This window comes from Actinoplanes sp. NPDC023936 (assembly GCF_040639325.1).
Classification (GTDB): Bacteria; Actinomycetota; Actinomycetes; order Mycobacteriales; family Micromonosporaceae; genus Actinoplanes.
Genome location: NZ_JBEZZR010000050.1, coordinates 23,890 through 38,126 on the forward strand (window position 1 = coordinate 23,890; position 14,237 = coordinate 38,126).

A 14,237-nucleotide genomic window follows, 5' to 3' on the forward strand; every position below is an offset into this window, starting at 1 on the left:
TGGGGTGCGATTCGCGCCTCAGTTCCCCACGCGGGTGGTGTCGCCGCCGTGCGTGTGGAGTTGGGGTGCGATTCGCGCCTCAGTTCCCCACGCGGGTGGTGTCGCCGCCGTGCGTGTGGAGTTGGGGTGCGATTCGCGCCTCAGTTCCCCACGCGGGTCGTGTCGCCGCCGTGCGTGTGGAGTTGGGGTGCGATTCGCACCTCAGTTCCCCACGCAGACCGTGATGTCGCCGAGCGTGTGGCGTTCGGGTCAGTGCCCGAAAGCGCCCGCCGATCAGGGCGATGAGCGCACGCGGAACCCGGTCGCGTGCGCCGGCCGCCCCTGCGAACAATGCCACCCAGCTAAAGTGGATCTTGGAGTCGGTGCTGGTGAGCGGCGAGTCCGGGGTGATGCGGCCGTCCGACAACCCCGGATCGTCACCTGGTGTGCCGGCATCCGGGGTAAAGCCGGCGCTTTCCGGAAAGCCGCGGACGTGGGAGGCCCCGCAGAATGCCGCACACCCCGTAGCGCTCCCCGTCGACAGTCACCCATCGTGACGCGGGCTGGGCTCGGCGAGGCCGCCCGGCCGCAGACCCGGCGATCCCTTCACCCAGTGGGCGGAACTGCGGACCACCTGGCGGACGAGACGCCCCCGGGTGGACCGGTCAACCCGTGCCAACGACGACCTGCGCCAACGACGACCTGCGCCGACGACGACCTGCGACAGCGGGACGAGCCGACTGGACTCCACCCCGGCGAGCATCATCCCGCAGGCCCGGTTCTCGCGGGCGGGCGGCGATGACGCGTACCCAATGATGGTTCAGCTCCACCCCCGGACGCGATGCACGCGCGCCGTTTTCGGATAGCTGCCGGACGGCGGCCCGATCTCGAACAGATCGATGAGTAGGAACAGCGGATACCCCGGCGATTGTGGGAGCCGGCGGATGACGCGGCCCTCGCAGCCGATGACCGTCCCGTCGGGTCCCCAGACAGCGGTCCACGTGTGCGGCGTGGCCGCCGAGAACGGAACCGTCACCTCGGCCATATCGGTGGTCAGCCGGTCGTCGGAATGCGCTTTGATCCCGCTGCGGGCGACCGTGGCATGCGCCGAGACGGCCGACGCGTCGATTTCGAAAAGGCAGATCTCCCCGGAGTCACGGGTCGACAGGTGTTCCGTTCCGACCAGCCACGCGGCGAGCATGCAGTTCTCGTCGAGGCTTGCGGAAACCGTCACGTCGACCCGGCCGGCGGACGGCGCCCAGAGCAGTTCCGTCGCCGTGGCGGTGCGAATCCCCAATCCGTCCGGTCGATGCCGATGCGTGCCCGCGTGGTTGCCGGTCTGGATGTTGGAGACCCGCAGTGGCGCGTCCTCCGGTCGCCAATCCGGCTGGTCAGCGTCGATGCGCAGACGCAGGCCATCGGCGTCGAGGTCGTAGCGCGCCCGCGACCGGTCCGGCGTGGTCCAGTGTGGCAGGTAGTGATCGACCCACCGCTCGGAACTCAATGCGGGGCCGCGGAAATCGTCGGCGAAATCGGGTTCCCGAGACGGCGGATTCACTTCGCGAATTTCTCGAAGTGGACGACCTCGTCGAGCGGGCGGCGTTTCGGCTCGGACCAGCGGCCCTTGTTCGGGAATCCGAGCGGGATCAGCGCCATCGTCAGCGCGTCGTCGGGCAGCTCGAGCAGTTTCCGCACATCCTCCTCGTGGCTGATGTGCAGGGTGGTGAGCGTGGCGCCGATGCCGTAGGCGCGGGCCGCGAGAATGAGGTGCTGAACAGCGCCGTAGATCGAGGATCCGAGCCGCGGGTTCGTGGATTTCCCGGCGCCCAGAAGGACCGGGAAAATCCACACCGGAGCCTCCTCGATGTGGTTGGCCAGGTGCTCGGCGGCGAGGAAGCTCGCTTTGCTCATCGGGCCGCCGTCCGGCGCGTTGAGGATCTCGTCGCGCCGGGACCCGTAATGGCGCTGCCAGCCCTCCCGGTACCAGCCGGCGATCCGCTGCTTCGTCGCCGGTTCCCGCACCACGATCCAGCTCCAGAACTGCCCGTTGCCGGCGGACGGCCCGCGGATCGCGGCGTCCAGGATCGCGCGGATCACGGTGTCCGGGATGGGCTCGGTCGAGAGGAACCGGCGGGCCGGCGTGGAGTGCAGCGCCGTCAGCAGCGGCAGATCTTCAGGGGTCATGCACGCAGCCTACGTTTTGGTGTGCCGCGCACCACGCGATAGGCGGCGATCCCGGTCAGCCACGCCAGTCCGGCCACGAAGAACGGCGGCCAGAAGAACGCGCCGAACGTGTAGAAGACGACCAGGACCAGGGGAATCCACGTGAGACGCAACGGCCACCAGGGCAGCCACGGAATGATCAGAAAAAGCACCGCAGCGATTACCGTGGATATGCCGTAGTTGACGCACTCGTACACCACGAGTGCGGCCAGGAACAGCCCGGCCGCCGCCCAGCCCACTCGTGGAGCGTCCACCGTTCCGACGGTATCGACGCTCGCGTGATCCGCCCGTCACGTGGGCGATTCGCCCGCGTATCGTCCACTCGGGCGGTATCGCAGCGGGCGATCCGCGTATTCCTCCAGGGCATGCGCGAGCCATCCCGCGGTCCGCGCCACCGCGAAGATCGCTTCCCCGGCGTCCGGCGGCATCCCGTAACTCAAGGTGAGTGCGGCGAGCGCCAGGTCGATGTTGGGCAACACCCCCGATCGGGTACGCATCGTCGCGCCAAGCTGCTCGGCGGTGTCCACGGCCGGCCCGCTCAGCAGGGCGAACAGTGCCGTGGCTCGCGGGTCGCCCTCGGGATAGAGCGGATGGCCGAAGCCCGCGACGGTCCCGCTCGACGTGGCCGCCCGCAGCCGGTGCGAGATCGTGGCAACCGGGTCGATCATCGCGTCCGCGAGCAGCGGATACGCCAGCGCGCTCGCCGCGCCGTGCAGCGGGCCGTCGAGGGCGGCCAGACCGGCGCTGACGACCGCGTACGGGTGGGCCCGGGTGGACGCCGCGATCCGGGCGGCGAGGGTGGACGCCGCGATGTCGTGGTCGGCGAGCAGCACGAGAGCCGCGCTCAGCGCCCGGAGCGACGCCGCGGTCGGCTCCTCCGGGGTCAGCCGGTACCAGAGCGCCTCGGCGAGCGGCACCGGCTCGGCCGGCAGCGCGGCACGGGTCGGCGGCGCGGCACCGGTCGGCAGCGCGGCACGGGCCGGCAAGGCGTGCACCATCGTGGACAGCAGTTGCCGCCCGGTCGCCACGACGGCGGCGGGGGTGGTGTCGAAGCGCAGCGGGTCGGCGGCGGCGACCGCGGCGACCGTGACGCGCAGCCGGTCGGTGAGCCGGGCGCTCTCCGGCAGCGGCTGGGTCGCCCGCCGTGCGAGATCGACCATCTCCCGGTTGATCGGGAACGGCGCGCTGTCGAAGTCCCCGGTCCACAGCAGCGCGGACACGGCTTCGAACTCCTCGGTGGCGGCGAGAACGACGGCGTCGCGCCCCCGGTAGTACAGCTGACCGTCCTTGATCAGCGTGATACCGGTCTGGATGACCGGCGTGGTGGTCCGTTTGCGCGAGGCTTCGAACGCCTCGACGTCCGACCGGGCGAACAGGCTGCCCTTGCCGTCCGCATTGCGGAGGCTGCGCAGCTGACCGCGACTCACGTACGCGTAGATGGTGGCCGGCTTGACGCCGAGCCGCTCAGCGACTTCTTCGGTCGTCAGCAGGGGGTGGGGATGTCTCATAGTCGCAGGTTCTCCCATGTGAGGCCGCCGCTGCCACGCGAATTGGCGGCCTGTGGATAACCCCGGCCGCGGAGCACTGTCAGCCGCTTAGAAGTCTTGTGCAGATCCTCTCATGTTGACTGGATCAACATTGACATCAAGTCGTGTTGATTTCAGATTGAAGTCATGTTGACTGTCAATCCAGGGCTTGCCGGTGTCGTCGCGTTCGACACCGAGATTGCGGAACCGGACCGGGACGGCGGATCGCTGCGGTATCGCGGCGTTGACATCCGCTCGCTCGCCGGTCACGTCTCCTTCGGCGACGTGTGGGGGCTTCTCGTCGACGGTGACCTCGAGCGTCCACTGCCGTCCGCCGACTCGTCGTCAATCCCGGTGAGCACCGGCGACCTTCGTGTTGACGTGCAAGCCGCCGTGTCGATGCTGGCACCGCGCTGGGGCGCCGGCCAGCTGATCGACATCAGTGCTGATCAGGCACGTGACGATCTGGCACGTGCCTCGGCGACCGTCCTGTCGTACGTCGCGCAAGCGGCCCGCGGTGTTGACCGTCCGGTCGTGCCGCAGCATCGTGTCGACGCCGGCCGCAGCGCCACCGAACAGTTCCTGATCCGCTGGCAGGGTGACCCCGACCCGCGTCATGTCACAGCGATCGACAGCTACTGGATCTGTGCGGCCGAGCACGGCATGAACGCCTCCACCTTCACGGCTCGTGTCGTCGCCAGCACCGGCGCCGACGCGCCGGCCTGTCTGTCGGCGGCGATGGCCGCGCTCTCCGGCCCGCTGCACGGCGGCGCGCCGTCACGGGCACTCGGGATGATCGAGGCGGTCGAGTCGGGGATCGACGCGCGCACCTATGTGAAGCGGGTGCTCGACAGTGGGCAGCGACTGATGGGATTCGGTCACGCCATCTACCGTGCTGAGGACCCGCGAGCCCGCATCCTGCGCGACGCGGCCCGTGAACTTGACGCGCCGCGGTACGAGGTGGCCCGCGAACTGGAGATCGCCGCCCTGACTGAGCTGCGTGAACGCAAGCCGGACCGGGTTCTCGAAACCAACGTCGAGTTCTGGGCCGCCGTGATCCTCGACTTCGCGGGTGTCCCCGCGGACATGTTCACGGCGATGTTCACGTGTGCGCGGACGGCCGGTTGGAGCGCGCACATCCTGGAGCAGAAGGCGCTCGCCAAAATCATCCGCCCGTCAGCCGACTACGTCGGGCCGGCCGAACGGGACGCCGATACGGTCCGGGGCTGGCCGGCCGCTCTCGCCCGCAACGGCTCACCTGCCACCGCGGCGTGACGCAAGCCCGGATGCTCACCGTGACGTCGTCGGCGAGCGGCCGTCACGAGCGCGCGGTGCCCGGCGTGTGGGAGCGGCCGTCACGTGCACGCGGTGCCCGGCGTGAGCGAGCGGCCGTCACGAGCACGCGGTGTCCGACGTGAGCGAGCGACCGCACGTGCACACAGTGTCCGACATGACCGTTCTGCCCGCATCTAACACGGGATCATAGCGTTTATCGGGTCAATAGCCGCCGCACACTGCGGCTCGGCGAACGTGAGACGCGGAAGGCGCTTGATGGCTGTCACCCCGCGGGCACTCGGTGACCCGCATCCTTACCCGGACGATGCCACCCAGGTGGTCCCGCGCGCCACGTTCGCGCTGGACGGTTTGCGGTGGGACGCTCCTGACCCCGGCGCGGGGCCGGCGGGGGTGATGGACGCGACCCTTGTCATGCCGCGGCTGGACCGGCCGCAGTGGCGGGCCGTCGAACCGGGGGACCTGGAGCGGGCCGCTCGGCGGCGGCGTAATCGGAAGGTGGCCAGCACCGCCCTCGCTGCCGCCGGGCTGATCGTGGTCGTCTCGACGGCGTTCGCGGTGCTGGGAACGGAACCCGGTGACCCCACGTTCGCCGGGGCGATTCCTACCGTCGTGCCCACCGCGACGACACCCAGCGCGCAGCCTTCGAACCTTGCCCCGCTGCGGACGGCCGGTGCCGGGCCGGTGACGAGCACCCCGGACGGTACGCCTTCGCCTGATCCGGATCAGACGTCCACGACTCCGGGGCACTCGCCGAGCAGTCACGCCGGAGCTCGCCGCTCGACGCAGGCACCGGTGGCCGGTCGCCGGGCGACGCGAGCCACCGTCGCGCCGACGGCGACCATGGACCCGGCCGAGACCGAGGTCAGCATCTCGTCACCGCAGGACGGCGAGACCGTCGGCGAGAGCGTCACGGTCAGCGGCGAGTCGCACGCGCCGGACGGGTACCAGGTGTGGCTGCTGACCCGTTCCGGGCAGAACGGGACGTGGCAGGTGGCGGGTGGGTGCGGGGAAGAGCGGCACTTCGTCTGCGATCCGGTCACTCTGGACAGCGGCGAGGACACCCACCACCTGGCCGTCATCGTCACCGACGACGCGAACGAGCCCAGCGCCAGCCTCGCCCGCGACGAGGTGACAGTGCACCGAACCCCAGGCTGAGAAGCCGACCCGCAAGCCGACAAACCGACCCGCGAGCCCAGCAAGCCCACCCGCGAGCCCGGCAAGCCGACCCGCTACGAGACGGTCACTCTTGCGAGCATGGGGCGGACCAGCTCGGCGAACTCGTCCGGACGCTCGATCTGCGGCATGTGCCCGGTGTTGCCGAACAGGTGGGACTGCGCATGCGGGAACGCGGCGCGGGCGGCAGCCAGGTGCGCGCAGGGCAGGATGACGTCCCGGTCACCCCACATGATCATTGTGGGCCGGGGGTGGGCGGCCACCCGTTCCAGGAGCGCGGTTCGCCAGGGCGCTGCCACGCCCCGGAACCCGCCGAGCGCCTTGGCGACCTCCAGGTAGACCGGGGCGAAATCGGGCTGGCGCGCCACCTTGATCGCCATCTCGATCCGCTCCGGAGTGACGAGCGAGCGGTCGGCGAACAACTGCCGTTCCACCCGGGGAGCGGTTCGCGGGTCGATCCGGGACAGCAGGCGGCGGCCCAGGCCGGGCACGGCGAGCAAGCGCAGCGCGATCGTCACCTCCTTGCCGAAGCCGGCACTGTTCACCAGGGTCAGCGTCGACACCCGGTCCGGGGCGGACGCCAGCATGGTCATCGAGACCGCGCCGCCGAGCGAGTTGCCCATCAGGTGCACGGATCCGAGCCCGAGCGCGTCGAGGGTCGCCCACACGCCGTCGGCGAGAACCTCCAGGGTGGTCGGTGCGGGCATGCGCTGGGACAGGCCGAAGCCGGGCATGTCCAGGCTGATCACGCGGTACTGGTCGTCGAAACGGTCGTGCTGCAGCGACCAGTCCTCGAGGCTGCGGCCGATGCCGTGCAGCATGACCACGGCAGGGGCGTCGGACGGGCCGGTTTCGTGGAGGCGAATACGCGTACCCCGTACCTCCAAGAATCTCATTGCCGGACCACCGGCCGAGCGGAACCGGGTCGGGAGGCGGACGCGGTGGTCAGCGCGCGCACGATCCGTGCGTGACCGACCGGCAGGAGCCGGGCCAGGATGTCCGGGACCTTCGCGCTCGTGGAGATCAGCAGACGCGCCTGCCGCGACGCGATCGCCCGCAGGATCTGCTCCGCGGCCTTGTCGGGCGGATAGCTGAGCAGCGCGGCGAAGAGCTTGCGATTGGGTTCGATCTCTTTTTCCGGTACGGATACGCCTACCAGCGCGCTCTCGGCGATCCGGGTTCTGATGCCGCCGGGGTGCACGGTCGTCACGCCGATCCCGTTCTCGGCGAGTTCGGCGCGCAGCGACTCGCTGAGGCCGCGCAGGGCGAACTTGCTGGCGCTGTACGCGGACTGGCCGGGCGGCGCGATCAACCCGAACAGCGAAGAGACGTTGACCAGGTGCGATCCCGTGGAGAGCGCGGGCAGCAGGGCGTGGGTGAGCAGCATCGGCGCGCGGAAGTTCACGTTCATGACCGTCTCGAACTGCTCGATCGAGACCTGGTCGAAGCGGCCGCCGAGCGCGATGCCGGCGTTGTTGATCAGCAGGCCGAGCCGCGGATGATCGGCGCGGATGCCGGCGGCCAGGGCCTCCACGGTGGATCGGTCGGCGAGGTCGGCGACGACGGTCCGCACGGTGAGGCCGGGATGGGCGCCGCGGATCCGGCCGGCGACCGGCGTGAGGCGTGCCTCGTCGACGTCGACCAGGACCAGGTCGCTCCCGCGCGCGGCCAGGCCGTAGGCGAGGTGTTCGCCGATGCCGCTGGCGGCGCCGGTGAGCACGGCGGTCTGTCCGGCGAAGCGATAGGGCTTCATGAGGCCACCTTCTCAGGAACGGGCGCGAGGGTGAAGGTCATGTCGCGGGTGACGTCGGCGCGCGGGGTGGCGACGACGTCACGCAGGTAGTTCTGCCGGACGATCCACGGGTCGCGATCGCCCTGCCGGGGGAACTTGTCGAGGGCCCGCTGCACGTACCCGGAGGAGAGGTCGATCAGCGGGCGGCCGCTGCGCGCCGGCGCGGTCGGTGTGGCTGTCGCGTAGCGGTTCCGGGCCATGTGGTCGAGCAGTTTCAGCACGTACCGGTGGGAGAGGTCGGCCCGCAGCGTCCAGGAGGCGTTCGTGTACCCGATGCAGTACGCGAAGTTCGGCACACCGCTGAGCATCAGCCCGCGATAGGCAGCGTGCTGTCCGATGTTGATCGGATCGCCGTCGACCGCGAGCTGGACGCCGCCGACCGGCAGCAGCGACAGGCCGGTCGCCGAGACCACGACGTCGGCCTCCAGGATCGTTCCGGACGTGAGGCGGATGCCCTCCGGCACGAACGTGTCGATGTGGTCGGTCACCACCGACGCCCGGCCCGCCGCGATGACCTTGAACAGGTCACCGGACGGGATCACGCAGAGTCGCTGGTCCCAGGGGTCGTAGCGGGGCTTGAAGTGCTCGTCCACGTACCCCGGGTTCTTCAGATATCGCACCGCCATGCCGCGCAGCACCCGCCGGACCAGCTGCGGCCGCCGTCGTGCGAGCTGGTAGAAGCCCTGCGTGAGCAGGATGTTCTTGGCGCGGGCGACGCTGTTCGCCGCCTTCGGCGGCAGAGCCTTGCGGGCCAGGTCGGCGATCACGTCACGGCCGGGCAGAGCCGTCAGGTACGAGGGGGAGCGCTGCAGCATCGTGACGTGCGCGGCGTCGGCGGACATGGCGGGCACCAGCGTGACAGCGGTGGCCCCGCTGCCGATCACGACGACCCGCTTGCCGGTGTAGTTCAGGTCCTCCGGCCAGAACTGCGGGTGCACGAGTGTTCCCGCGAAGTCCGACAACCCGGGGAAGTCGGGCTGGTAACCCTCGGTGTAGCTGTAGTAGCCGGCACAGCCGTACAGGAAGTTGCAGGTCAGCACGGATCCGTCGGCGGCACGCACGGTCCACCGCGCGTCCGGAGTGGACCAGTCCGCTCGGACGACCCGGGTGTTGAACCGGATGTGCGGGGTGATTCCGGCCTCGGCCGCGGTGTCCTCGATGTAGCGGCGGATCTTCTCCCCGGAGGCGAGGGACTCCGGTTCCGGCCACGGCCGGAAGGAGTAGCTCAGCGTGTACATGTCCGAATCGGATCGCACACCGGGGTAGCGGAACAGATCCCAGGTGCCGCCGATCGCGCCGCGGGCCTCGAGGATCGCGTACGTGTCGCCGGGCCGCTGGTCCTGCAACCGCCAGGCCGCGCCGATCCCGGACAGCCCGGCGCCGATGATCAGGACGTCGAAGTGCTCAGTCATGCGGTCCTCCCGAACCAGGGCGGTGTGCCGGTGCCGGAGATCCGTACCCCGCCCCACGGGTCCGGCTCGCTCAGCTTGACGGGTGTCTCCTTCCGGTTGACAACGATGACGGCCGCCCGCAGGCCGCTGCCCACCCGTTCGCGCAGCACGTCGTCCGGGTTCGTGCGGCCGGCCCAGCGGAACCTGCCCTCGATCGGCTCGAAGCGCGCGGACATCCGAACCTCGACCGTGATCACCCCGTCGTCCAGGCGCAGCGTGGCCGGTCCTCGGTACTCCTCGTCGCTACCAACTGAATCGTCAATGTTGACTGAATCGTCAATGTTGAGCGGACCCGCGGTGTTGACTGGATCGCCGGTGTTGACTGGATCGCCGGTGTTGACTCGATCGTCAATGTTGACTGGGCGGCCGGTGTTGACTGGATTGCCGGTGTTGACTGGAGCGTCAATGTTGACTGGGTCGTCGGTTGTCATTCGGCCTCCGTCCACTGGTGTGCTGCCAGTCCGCCGGGGAGGTCGGCGGCGCGTTGCATGCCGGCGATGCCACCCCACAGGAACGTCGTCAGGTAATCGCAAAGCGCTTCCCGGCTGATCGGCTGCTGCTGTCGCAGCCACCAGTCACCGACCGACTGGACGTAGCCGACCACCCCGTACGCCCAGGGGAGCGCGGCGCCGGAGTCGAGGCCACGGGCCCGCAGCCGGTCGCCGAAGATCCTCGCGAGGCCGCTGGCCACGGTGTCCATCACGTCGGCGACCACGTCCCGGTGCCGGGCGATGTCCGGCTGGTGCACAACGAACCGGTACAGGTTCAGGTCGCCCTCGATCTGCGCCAGGTAGACGTCGATGACCGCGCTGACGATTGCCCGGTCCTCCCGGACGCCGGCCACGGCCGGGACCATCGCCTCCAGGATGATCTCGCCGGCCTGCTGGCCGACCGCGAGCCAGAGCTCCGACTTGTCGGCGAAGTACCGGTAGAGCACCGGCTTGCTGACCCCGGCGTGTGCGGCGATGGCCTCCATGCCGATGTCCGGTCCGTGCAGCCGGATCGCCTCGATGGCCGCGGTGGTCAGCTCGGCCCGGCGCTGCTCGCGATGGTTGTCCCATCGGCCGCGACGGCCATCGCCGCGCTTTGATGAGGTATCGCCACGCTTCGATGGGGGATTGACGGGTGGTGTGGCCGAGTTCATAGTACAAGAAGTAACTGTTACCGCCGGTAACGTCAAGACCCGTCGGAGGGCCCATGACCACCGTGACTCCGCCCGATCGCGACCGCACCGCCACCCGGTTGCTCCGCTCGTCCGCGGAGCACTCCTACGACCCCGAGGTCGAGATCGACTGGGAGGCGCCGTTCGTGCCCGGCAAGTTCTTCGTGCCGCCGCACCGGTCCAGCCTGTACGGGACGGCGCTCTGGGACCGGATGACCGAGGAGCAGCGCATCGAGCTGACCAAGCACGAGGTGGCGAGCATCGCCGGCCTCGGCGTCTGGTTCGAGACGATCCTCATGCAGTTGCTCATCCGCGACTACTTCAAACAGGACCCGACCGCTGCCCACGCGCAGTACGCGCTCACCGAGATCGGCGACGAGTGCCGCCACTCGGTGATGTTCGGCCGGATGATCGCGCGCCTCGGCGCCCCGATCTACCAGCCCGACGGCTTCAACCAGTGGCTCGGCAAGTGGATCGCGCACACCGGCACCGGTCCGCGCATGTTCGCCGCCATCCTGATCGCCGAGGAGATCCTGGACACCCTGCAGCGCGAGGCGATGGCCGACGAGAACGTGCAGCCCCTGGTCCGGATGGTGTCCCGCATTCACGTCGTCGAGGAGGCCCGGCACGTCCGGTACGCCCGGGAGGAGCTCGCCCGCCAGATCCGGCTCGCCGGCAAGGGACGGCTCGCCTTCGACAAGCTGGTGATCGGCCGGGCCGCGTATCTGACCGGCACCCGCCTGGTGGACCCGCGCGTCTACCGAGCCGTCGGCATCGAGCCGGCGGGGGGGCGGCGGGCGGCCCGCGCCAACCCGCATTTCCGGGAGACCATGCGGTGGGCCGGCGAGCGCGTCGTGACGTACCTTAAGGATCTTGATCTGATCGGAGGGCCGGGCGCGGCGCTCTGGCGTGCCTCGGGTCTGCTGCCGCGCTGATCACCAGGCGTCCCGGGGGTCGGTCCCGGGGCAGGAGGGGGCCCGCGGGCTGGGGAGTCGCGGGTCCTTTCTCCGTCTCGCGCATGCCGGGCCTCGTGCGTCCCGGTCTCGTGCGTCCGGGTCTCGTGCGTCCGGGTCTCGCGCATCTCCTATGGGCGAGATATGGTATCGCCCATGAGCAGCATGAGCAGGCGGGCCGGACTCGCATATCACACCCCGACCGGCCTGTTCTGGGTGGCGCTGACCGTGCTTTATGCCGTGATCACCTGGTGGGGCGCGGCGCGGGCGCACATGGCGGTCACCGCTACGGCCGATACGGTGCTGTTTATCGGGGCCGGGCTCTGCTGCTTCGTCGCGGTGATGGACGCCGAGGACGCGTGGAACAACTTCCGCCGGCAGAAGAGGCTGGCCGTGATCTGCGGGCTGCTGCTTACGGTGTCGCTCGCGGCCGGGCTGACCCTCGGCTGGTGGGCGGCCGCTTGACTCCGCCCGTGGTTGCTGTCGAGCGGTCGGCGCTCGCGATCGTCACCGGGTGTGTCGGCATTCGAGGTCAACGCGGCGCTCTGCGGAAGTCTGCGGATGCCCTGGGCCTCGGAGGATTCCGCGAAGCTGCGGTGCTCCGCTGATGTCGGTGACTCGGCGTGACATCGTGCGCTGAAGCGTGGCATCGGTGGTGTTCCGATACGGCTCGGGTCGGATGTGGTCAGTCCTTGGCAGCGGCTGCTCGCCGAGTCGACCACAGATCGCCTGGATCTGCGGCCCGGGCGGCCGGGCGGGCGGGTGGCGGCGGCAACCTGGCGGCCGGGGGAGCGGCACCGTGGTGGGGAGTGATGCGTCACCTGTGGTGAGTATGTCGATGCTTTCGGTCACTGGGGTGATGGAGATCGCTGGGGTGCGGGACGGTTTCCGGCCGGTTGCCGGTGTGCGGGCGACGGATGGCTGATCACCGTGCTACCCCGGTGGCCCGGGAGCGGACGGATGGCCGGTGGGCGGAACCTCGTGAGACGTGTGAGATTGGCGCGACGCCACGCGTGAACGCCACGCGTGAACGCCACGCGTGAACGCCACGCGCGGACGCGACATGTACACGTGACCGGGGAGCAGCTGTGATCGACGAGGCCTTGGTTGCCTACAACGCCGGCCGGGTGGACGGGGCCGCGGGCTACCGGGACCCGCAGATCGCCGAGGACCCCGAGCTGGGTGCCGACTACCGGATCGGGCTGCTCGACGGGCGCATCGCGGCCTTTCACCTGATCGCTGAGGTCCGGCGGATCCTGGGGGTGCGCGGCTCGCTCTTCGAGAATCCCGACGAGTCCTGAACGGGCACCGACGAGTCCTGAACGGCACAGGCGAGTCTGGACGGCATCGACGAGCCCTGAACGGGCACCGGCCAGCCCCGAGTCCGCGACATGATCAAATTCTCACAACCCCCGCTGCCCGGCAAGTGACCGGCCGTTATTCTCGCGGAAACATGACATTGCCGGTCCCGAAATCAGGCCTTAGGACTCTTGCGGCGAGGATCGTTCACGGCGACGAATACGGCACGCGTCGTGACTGCCTCGTCGACGGCGGCACAGGATGGGGACCGGATGACCGAGGGCGCACTGGCCGGCTTCACCGTGGCGGTGACCGCGGAGCGACGCCGGAGCGAGATGGCGGCTCTGCTGGAGCGACGCGGCGCACGTGTGGTGAGCGCACCGGCGATCACCATCATCCCGCTGGTCGACGACGACGCGTTGCGGGCGGCGACCGAGGCGTGCATCGGCCTGGAGCCGCATCTCGTGGTGGCGACGACCGGGTTCGGGTTCCGTGGCTGGCTGGAAGCGGCCGAGGGCTGGGGCCTGGCTGAGCCGCTGCGGGCGGTGATGCGCAACGCCAAGATCATCGCTCGGGGGCCGAAGCCGTGTGGCGCGATCCGGGCGGCCGGGCTCTCCGAGGACTGGGCGGCCAAGACCGAGGCGTCCGAGGAAGTGCTGGAACGGCTGCTCCAGGACGGTGTGGCCGGTCGGCGGATCGTGGTCCAGGAGCACGGCGAGCCGCAGACCGAGTTCGTGAACGCGCTGCGCACCGCCGGCGCGGCAGTGGTCGAGGTGCCGGTCTACCGCTGGGCGATGCCGCCGGACGTGGCGCCGGTGCGCCGGATGGCCGAGCAGGTCGTGGCCGGGCAGATCGACGCCGTCACGTTCACCAGCGCGCCAGCGGTGAAGGCGTTCCTGCAGATCGCGCAGGACGCGAGTGCCGACGTGGGCGCCGCCTTCGCGAGCTCCACGCTGGCCGCCTGCGTCGGCCCGGTCACCGCCGCGCCGCTCGTCGAGCGGGGCATCCCGGTGGTCACCCCGGAGCGGTACCGGCTGGGCGCGCTGATCAAGACGGTCACCGACGAGCTGCCCCGGCGGGCGGTCCGGCTGCGGGTCGCCGGTTCCACCCTCGAGGTACGGGGGCACGCCGTCCTGATCGACGACGCGTTCCACGCCCTGGCGCCGGCCGCGATGGCGATCCTGGTGTCGCTGGCCAAACGGCCCGGTGTCGTGGTGTCGAAGGACCAGCTGGCCGAGGCGCTGCCGCGGGGCAACGACGGGCACGCGGTGGACGTGGCGGTGGCCCGGCTGCGGGCCGCGCTCGGCTCCGGCAAGCACATCGAGACGGTGATCAAGCGCGGTTACCGGCTACGCGTCGACGAAGCAGCCTGACGCCAAAGCG

The 14,237-nt window shown here is 70.0% G+C and carries 15 protein-coding genes; 6 read left to right on the top strand and 9 right to left on the bottom strand.

What is annotated here, in order from left to right; genetic code table 11:
* Positions 1-799 precede the first annotated feature (799 nt).
* Genes AB0F72_RS37865 through AB0F72_RS37880 form a run of 4 tightly spaced genes read right to left on the bottom strand, consistent with a single transcriptional unit; the run spans position 800 to position 3,710 of the window.
* Positions 800-1,537 carry a hypothetical protein gene (locus tag AB0F72_RS37865; RefSeq protein ID WP_360442500.1) on the bottom strand — a complete coding sequence of 246 codons (738 nt, stop codon included), beginning with the start codon at positions 1,535-1,537 and terminating at the stop codon, positions 800-802.
* Entirely contained in the window at positions 1,534-2,163 is a 630-nt protein-coding gene (locus AB0F72_RS37870) for a nitroreductase family protein (protein ID WP_360442503.1), read from the bottom strand. Before AB0F72_RS37870 ends, AB0F72_RS37865 begins: the two co-directional genes overlap by 4 nt.
* Positions 2,160-2,456 carry a hypothetical protein gene (locus AB0F72_RS37875; RefSeq protein WP_360442506.1) on the bottom strand — a complete coding sequence of 99 codons (297 nt, stop codon included), beginning with the start codon at positions 2,454-2,456 and terminating at the stop codon, positions 2,160-2,162. The genes AB0F72_RS37870 and AB0F72_RS37875 overlap by 4 nt, the downstream gene beginning before the upstream one ends.
* Before the next feature lie 36 nt (positions 2,457-2,492).
* Positions 2,493-3,710 (bottom strand): citrate synthase, encoded by a 1,218-nt coding sequence (locus AB0F72_RS37880; RefSeq protein ID WP_360442509.1) that lies wholly within the window; start codon positions 3,708-3,710, stop codon positions 2,493-2,495.
* A 165-nt stretch (positions 3,711-3,875) separates the two neighbouring features.
* Here AB0F72_RS37880 and AB0F72_RS37885 point away from each other — a divergent pair, with 165 nt between their 5' ends.
* Positions 3,876-5,003 (top strand): citrate synthase 2, encoded by a 1,128-nt coding sequence (locus AB0F72_RS37885; protein ID WP_360442512.1) that lies wholly within the window; start codon positions 3,876-3,878, stop codon positions 5,001-5,003.
* A gap of 276 nt (positions 5,004-5,279) precedes the next feature.
* On the top strand, positions 5,280-6,179 hold the full coding sequence (locus tag AB0F72_RS37890; RefSeq protein WP_360442515.1) for a hypothetical protein: 900 nt from the start codon (positions 5,280-5,282) through the stop codon (positions 6,177-6,179).
* Positions 6,180-6,253: 74 nt separating this feature from the next.
* Here the strand turns inward: AB0F72_RS37890 and AB0F72_RS37895 are convergent, their stop codons facing one another.
* The 5 genes from AB0F72_RS37895 to AB0F72_RS37915 are packed head-to-tail and all read right to left on the bottom strand — an operon-like array spanning position 6,254 to position 10,584.
* A complete protein-coding gene (locus AB0F72_RS37895; RefSeq protein ID WP_360442517.1) occupies positions 6,254-7,093 on the bottom strand; it encodes an alpha/beta fold hydrolase in 840 nt (279 codons plus the stop codon).
* Complete coding sequence (locus tag AB0F72_RS37900) at positions 7,090-7,950, bottom strand: SDR family NAD(P)-dependent oxidoreductase (protein WP_360442520.1); 861 nt, start codon at positions 7,948-7,950, stop codon at positions 7,090-7,092. Before AB0F72_RS37900 ends, AB0F72_RS37895 begins: the two co-directional genes overlap by 4 nt.
* Positions 7,947-9,401 carry an NAD(P)/FAD-dependent oxidoreductase gene (locus tag AB0F72_RS37905; protein WP_360442523.1) on the bottom strand — a complete coding sequence of 485 codons (1,455 nt, stop codon included), beginning with the start codon at positions 9,399-9,401 and terminating at the stop codon, positions 7,947-7,949. The genes AB0F72_RS37900 and AB0F72_RS37905 overlap by 4 nt, the downstream gene beginning before the upstream one ends.
* Positions 9,398-9,871 carry a DUF4873 domain-containing protein gene (locus tag AB0F72_RS37910; protein ID WP_360442526.1) on the bottom strand — a complete coding sequence of 158 codons (474 nt, stop codon included), beginning with the start codon at positions 9,869-9,871 and terminating at the stop codon, positions 9,398-9,400. Before AB0F72_RS37910 ends, AB0F72_RS37905 begins: the two co-directional genes overlap by 4 nt.
* Complete coding sequence (locus tag AB0F72_RS37915) at positions 9,868-10,584, bottom strand: TetR/AcrR family transcriptional regulator (protein WP_360442529.1); 717 nt, start codon at positions 10,582-10,584, stop codon at positions 9,868-9,870. Before AB0F72_RS37915 ends, AB0F72_RS37910 begins: the two co-directional genes overlap by 4 nt.
* 53 nt (positions 10,585-10,637) lie before the next feature.
* Between AB0F72_RS37915 and AB0F72_RS37920 the strand changes: the two genes are divergently transcribed.
* The 4 genes from AB0F72_RS37920 (at position 10,638) to AB0F72_RS37935 (ending at position 14,227) form a co-directional block, all read left to right on the top strand.
* Positions 10,638-11,537 carry a diiron oxygenase gene (locus AB0F72_RS37920; protein WP_360442532.1) on the top strand — a complete coding sequence of 300 codons (900 nt, stop codon included), beginning with the start codon at positions 10,638-10,640 and terminating at the stop codon, positions 11,535-11,537.
* A 174-nt stretch (positions 11,538-11,711) separates the two neighbouring features.
* Complete coding sequence (locus AB0F72_RS37925; RefSeq protein ID WP_360442535.1) at positions 11,712-12,020, top strand: hypothetical protein; 309 nt, start codon at positions 11,712-11,714, stop codon at positions 12,018-12,020.
* 623 nt (positions 12,021-12,643) lie between these two features.
* Positions 12,644-12,856, top strand: coding sequence for a hypothetical protein (locus tag AB0F72_RS37930; protein ID WP_360442538.1), 213 nt, complete (start codon positions 12,644-12,646; stop codon positions 12,854-12,856).
* A 270-nt stretch (positions 12,857-13,126) separates the two neighbouring features.
* Positions 13,127-14,227: a uroporphyrinogen-III synthase gene (locus tag AB0F72_RS37935; protein ID WP_360442541.1), complete on the top strand. Its 1,101-nt coding sequence runs from the start codon at positions 13,127-13,129 to the stop codon at positions 14,225-14,227.
* Positions 14,228-14,237 lie beyond the last annotated feature (10 nt).

Excerpts from the sequence above, each read along its gene's own strand:
- AB0F72_RS37870 (WP_360442503.1), bottom strand. The coding sequence starts at position 2,163 with ATGACCCCTGAAGATCTGCCGCTGCTGACGGCGCTGCACTCCACGCCG.
- AB0F72_RS37880 (WP_360442509.1), bottom strand. The coding sequence starts at position 3,710 with ATGAGACATCCCCACCCCCTGCTGACGACCGAAGAAGTCGCTGAGCGG.
- AB0F72_RS37885 (WP_360442512.1), top strand. The coding sequence starts at position 3,876 with ATGTTGACTGTCAATCCAGGGCTTGCCGGTGTCGTCGCGTTCGACACC.
- AB0F72_RS37890 (WP_360442515.1), top strand. The coding sequence starts at position 5,280 with ATGGCTGTCACCCCGCGGGCACTCGGTGACCCGCATCCTTACCCGGAC.
- AB0F72_RS37895 (WP_360442517.1), bottom strand. The coding sequence starts at position 7,093 with ATGAGATTCTTGGAGGTACGGGGTACGCGTATTCGCCTCCACGAAACC.
- AB0F72_RS37900 (WP_360442520.1), bottom strand. The coding sequence starts at position 7,950 with ATGAAGCCCTATCGCTTCGCCGGACAGACCGCCGTGCTCACCGGCGCC.
- AB0F72_RS37905 (WP_360442523.1), bottom strand. The coding sequence starts at position 9,401 with ATGACTGAGCACTTCGACGTCCTGATCATCGGCGCCGGGCTGTCCGGG.
- AB0F72_RS37910 (WP_360442526.1), bottom strand. The coding sequence starts at position 9,871 with ATGACAACCGACGACCCAGTCAACATTGACGCTCCAGTCAACACCGGC.
- AB0F72_RS37915 (WP_360442529.1), bottom strand. The coding sequence starts at position 10,584 with ATGAACTCGGCCACACCACCCGTCAATCCCCCATCGAAGCGTGGCGAT.
- AB0F72_RS37920 (WP_360442532.1), top strand. The coding sequence starts at position 10,638 with ATGACCACCGTGACTCCGCCCGATCGCGACCGCACCGCCACCCGGTTG.
- AB0F72_RS37925 (WP_360442535.1), top strand. The coding sequence starts at position 11,712 with ATGAGCAGCATGAGCAGGCGGGCCGGACTCGCATATCACACCCCGACC.
- AB0F72_RS37935 (WP_360442541.1), top strand. The coding sequence starts at position 13,127 with ATGACCGAGGGCGCACTGGCCGGCTTCACCGTGGCGGTGACCGCGGAG.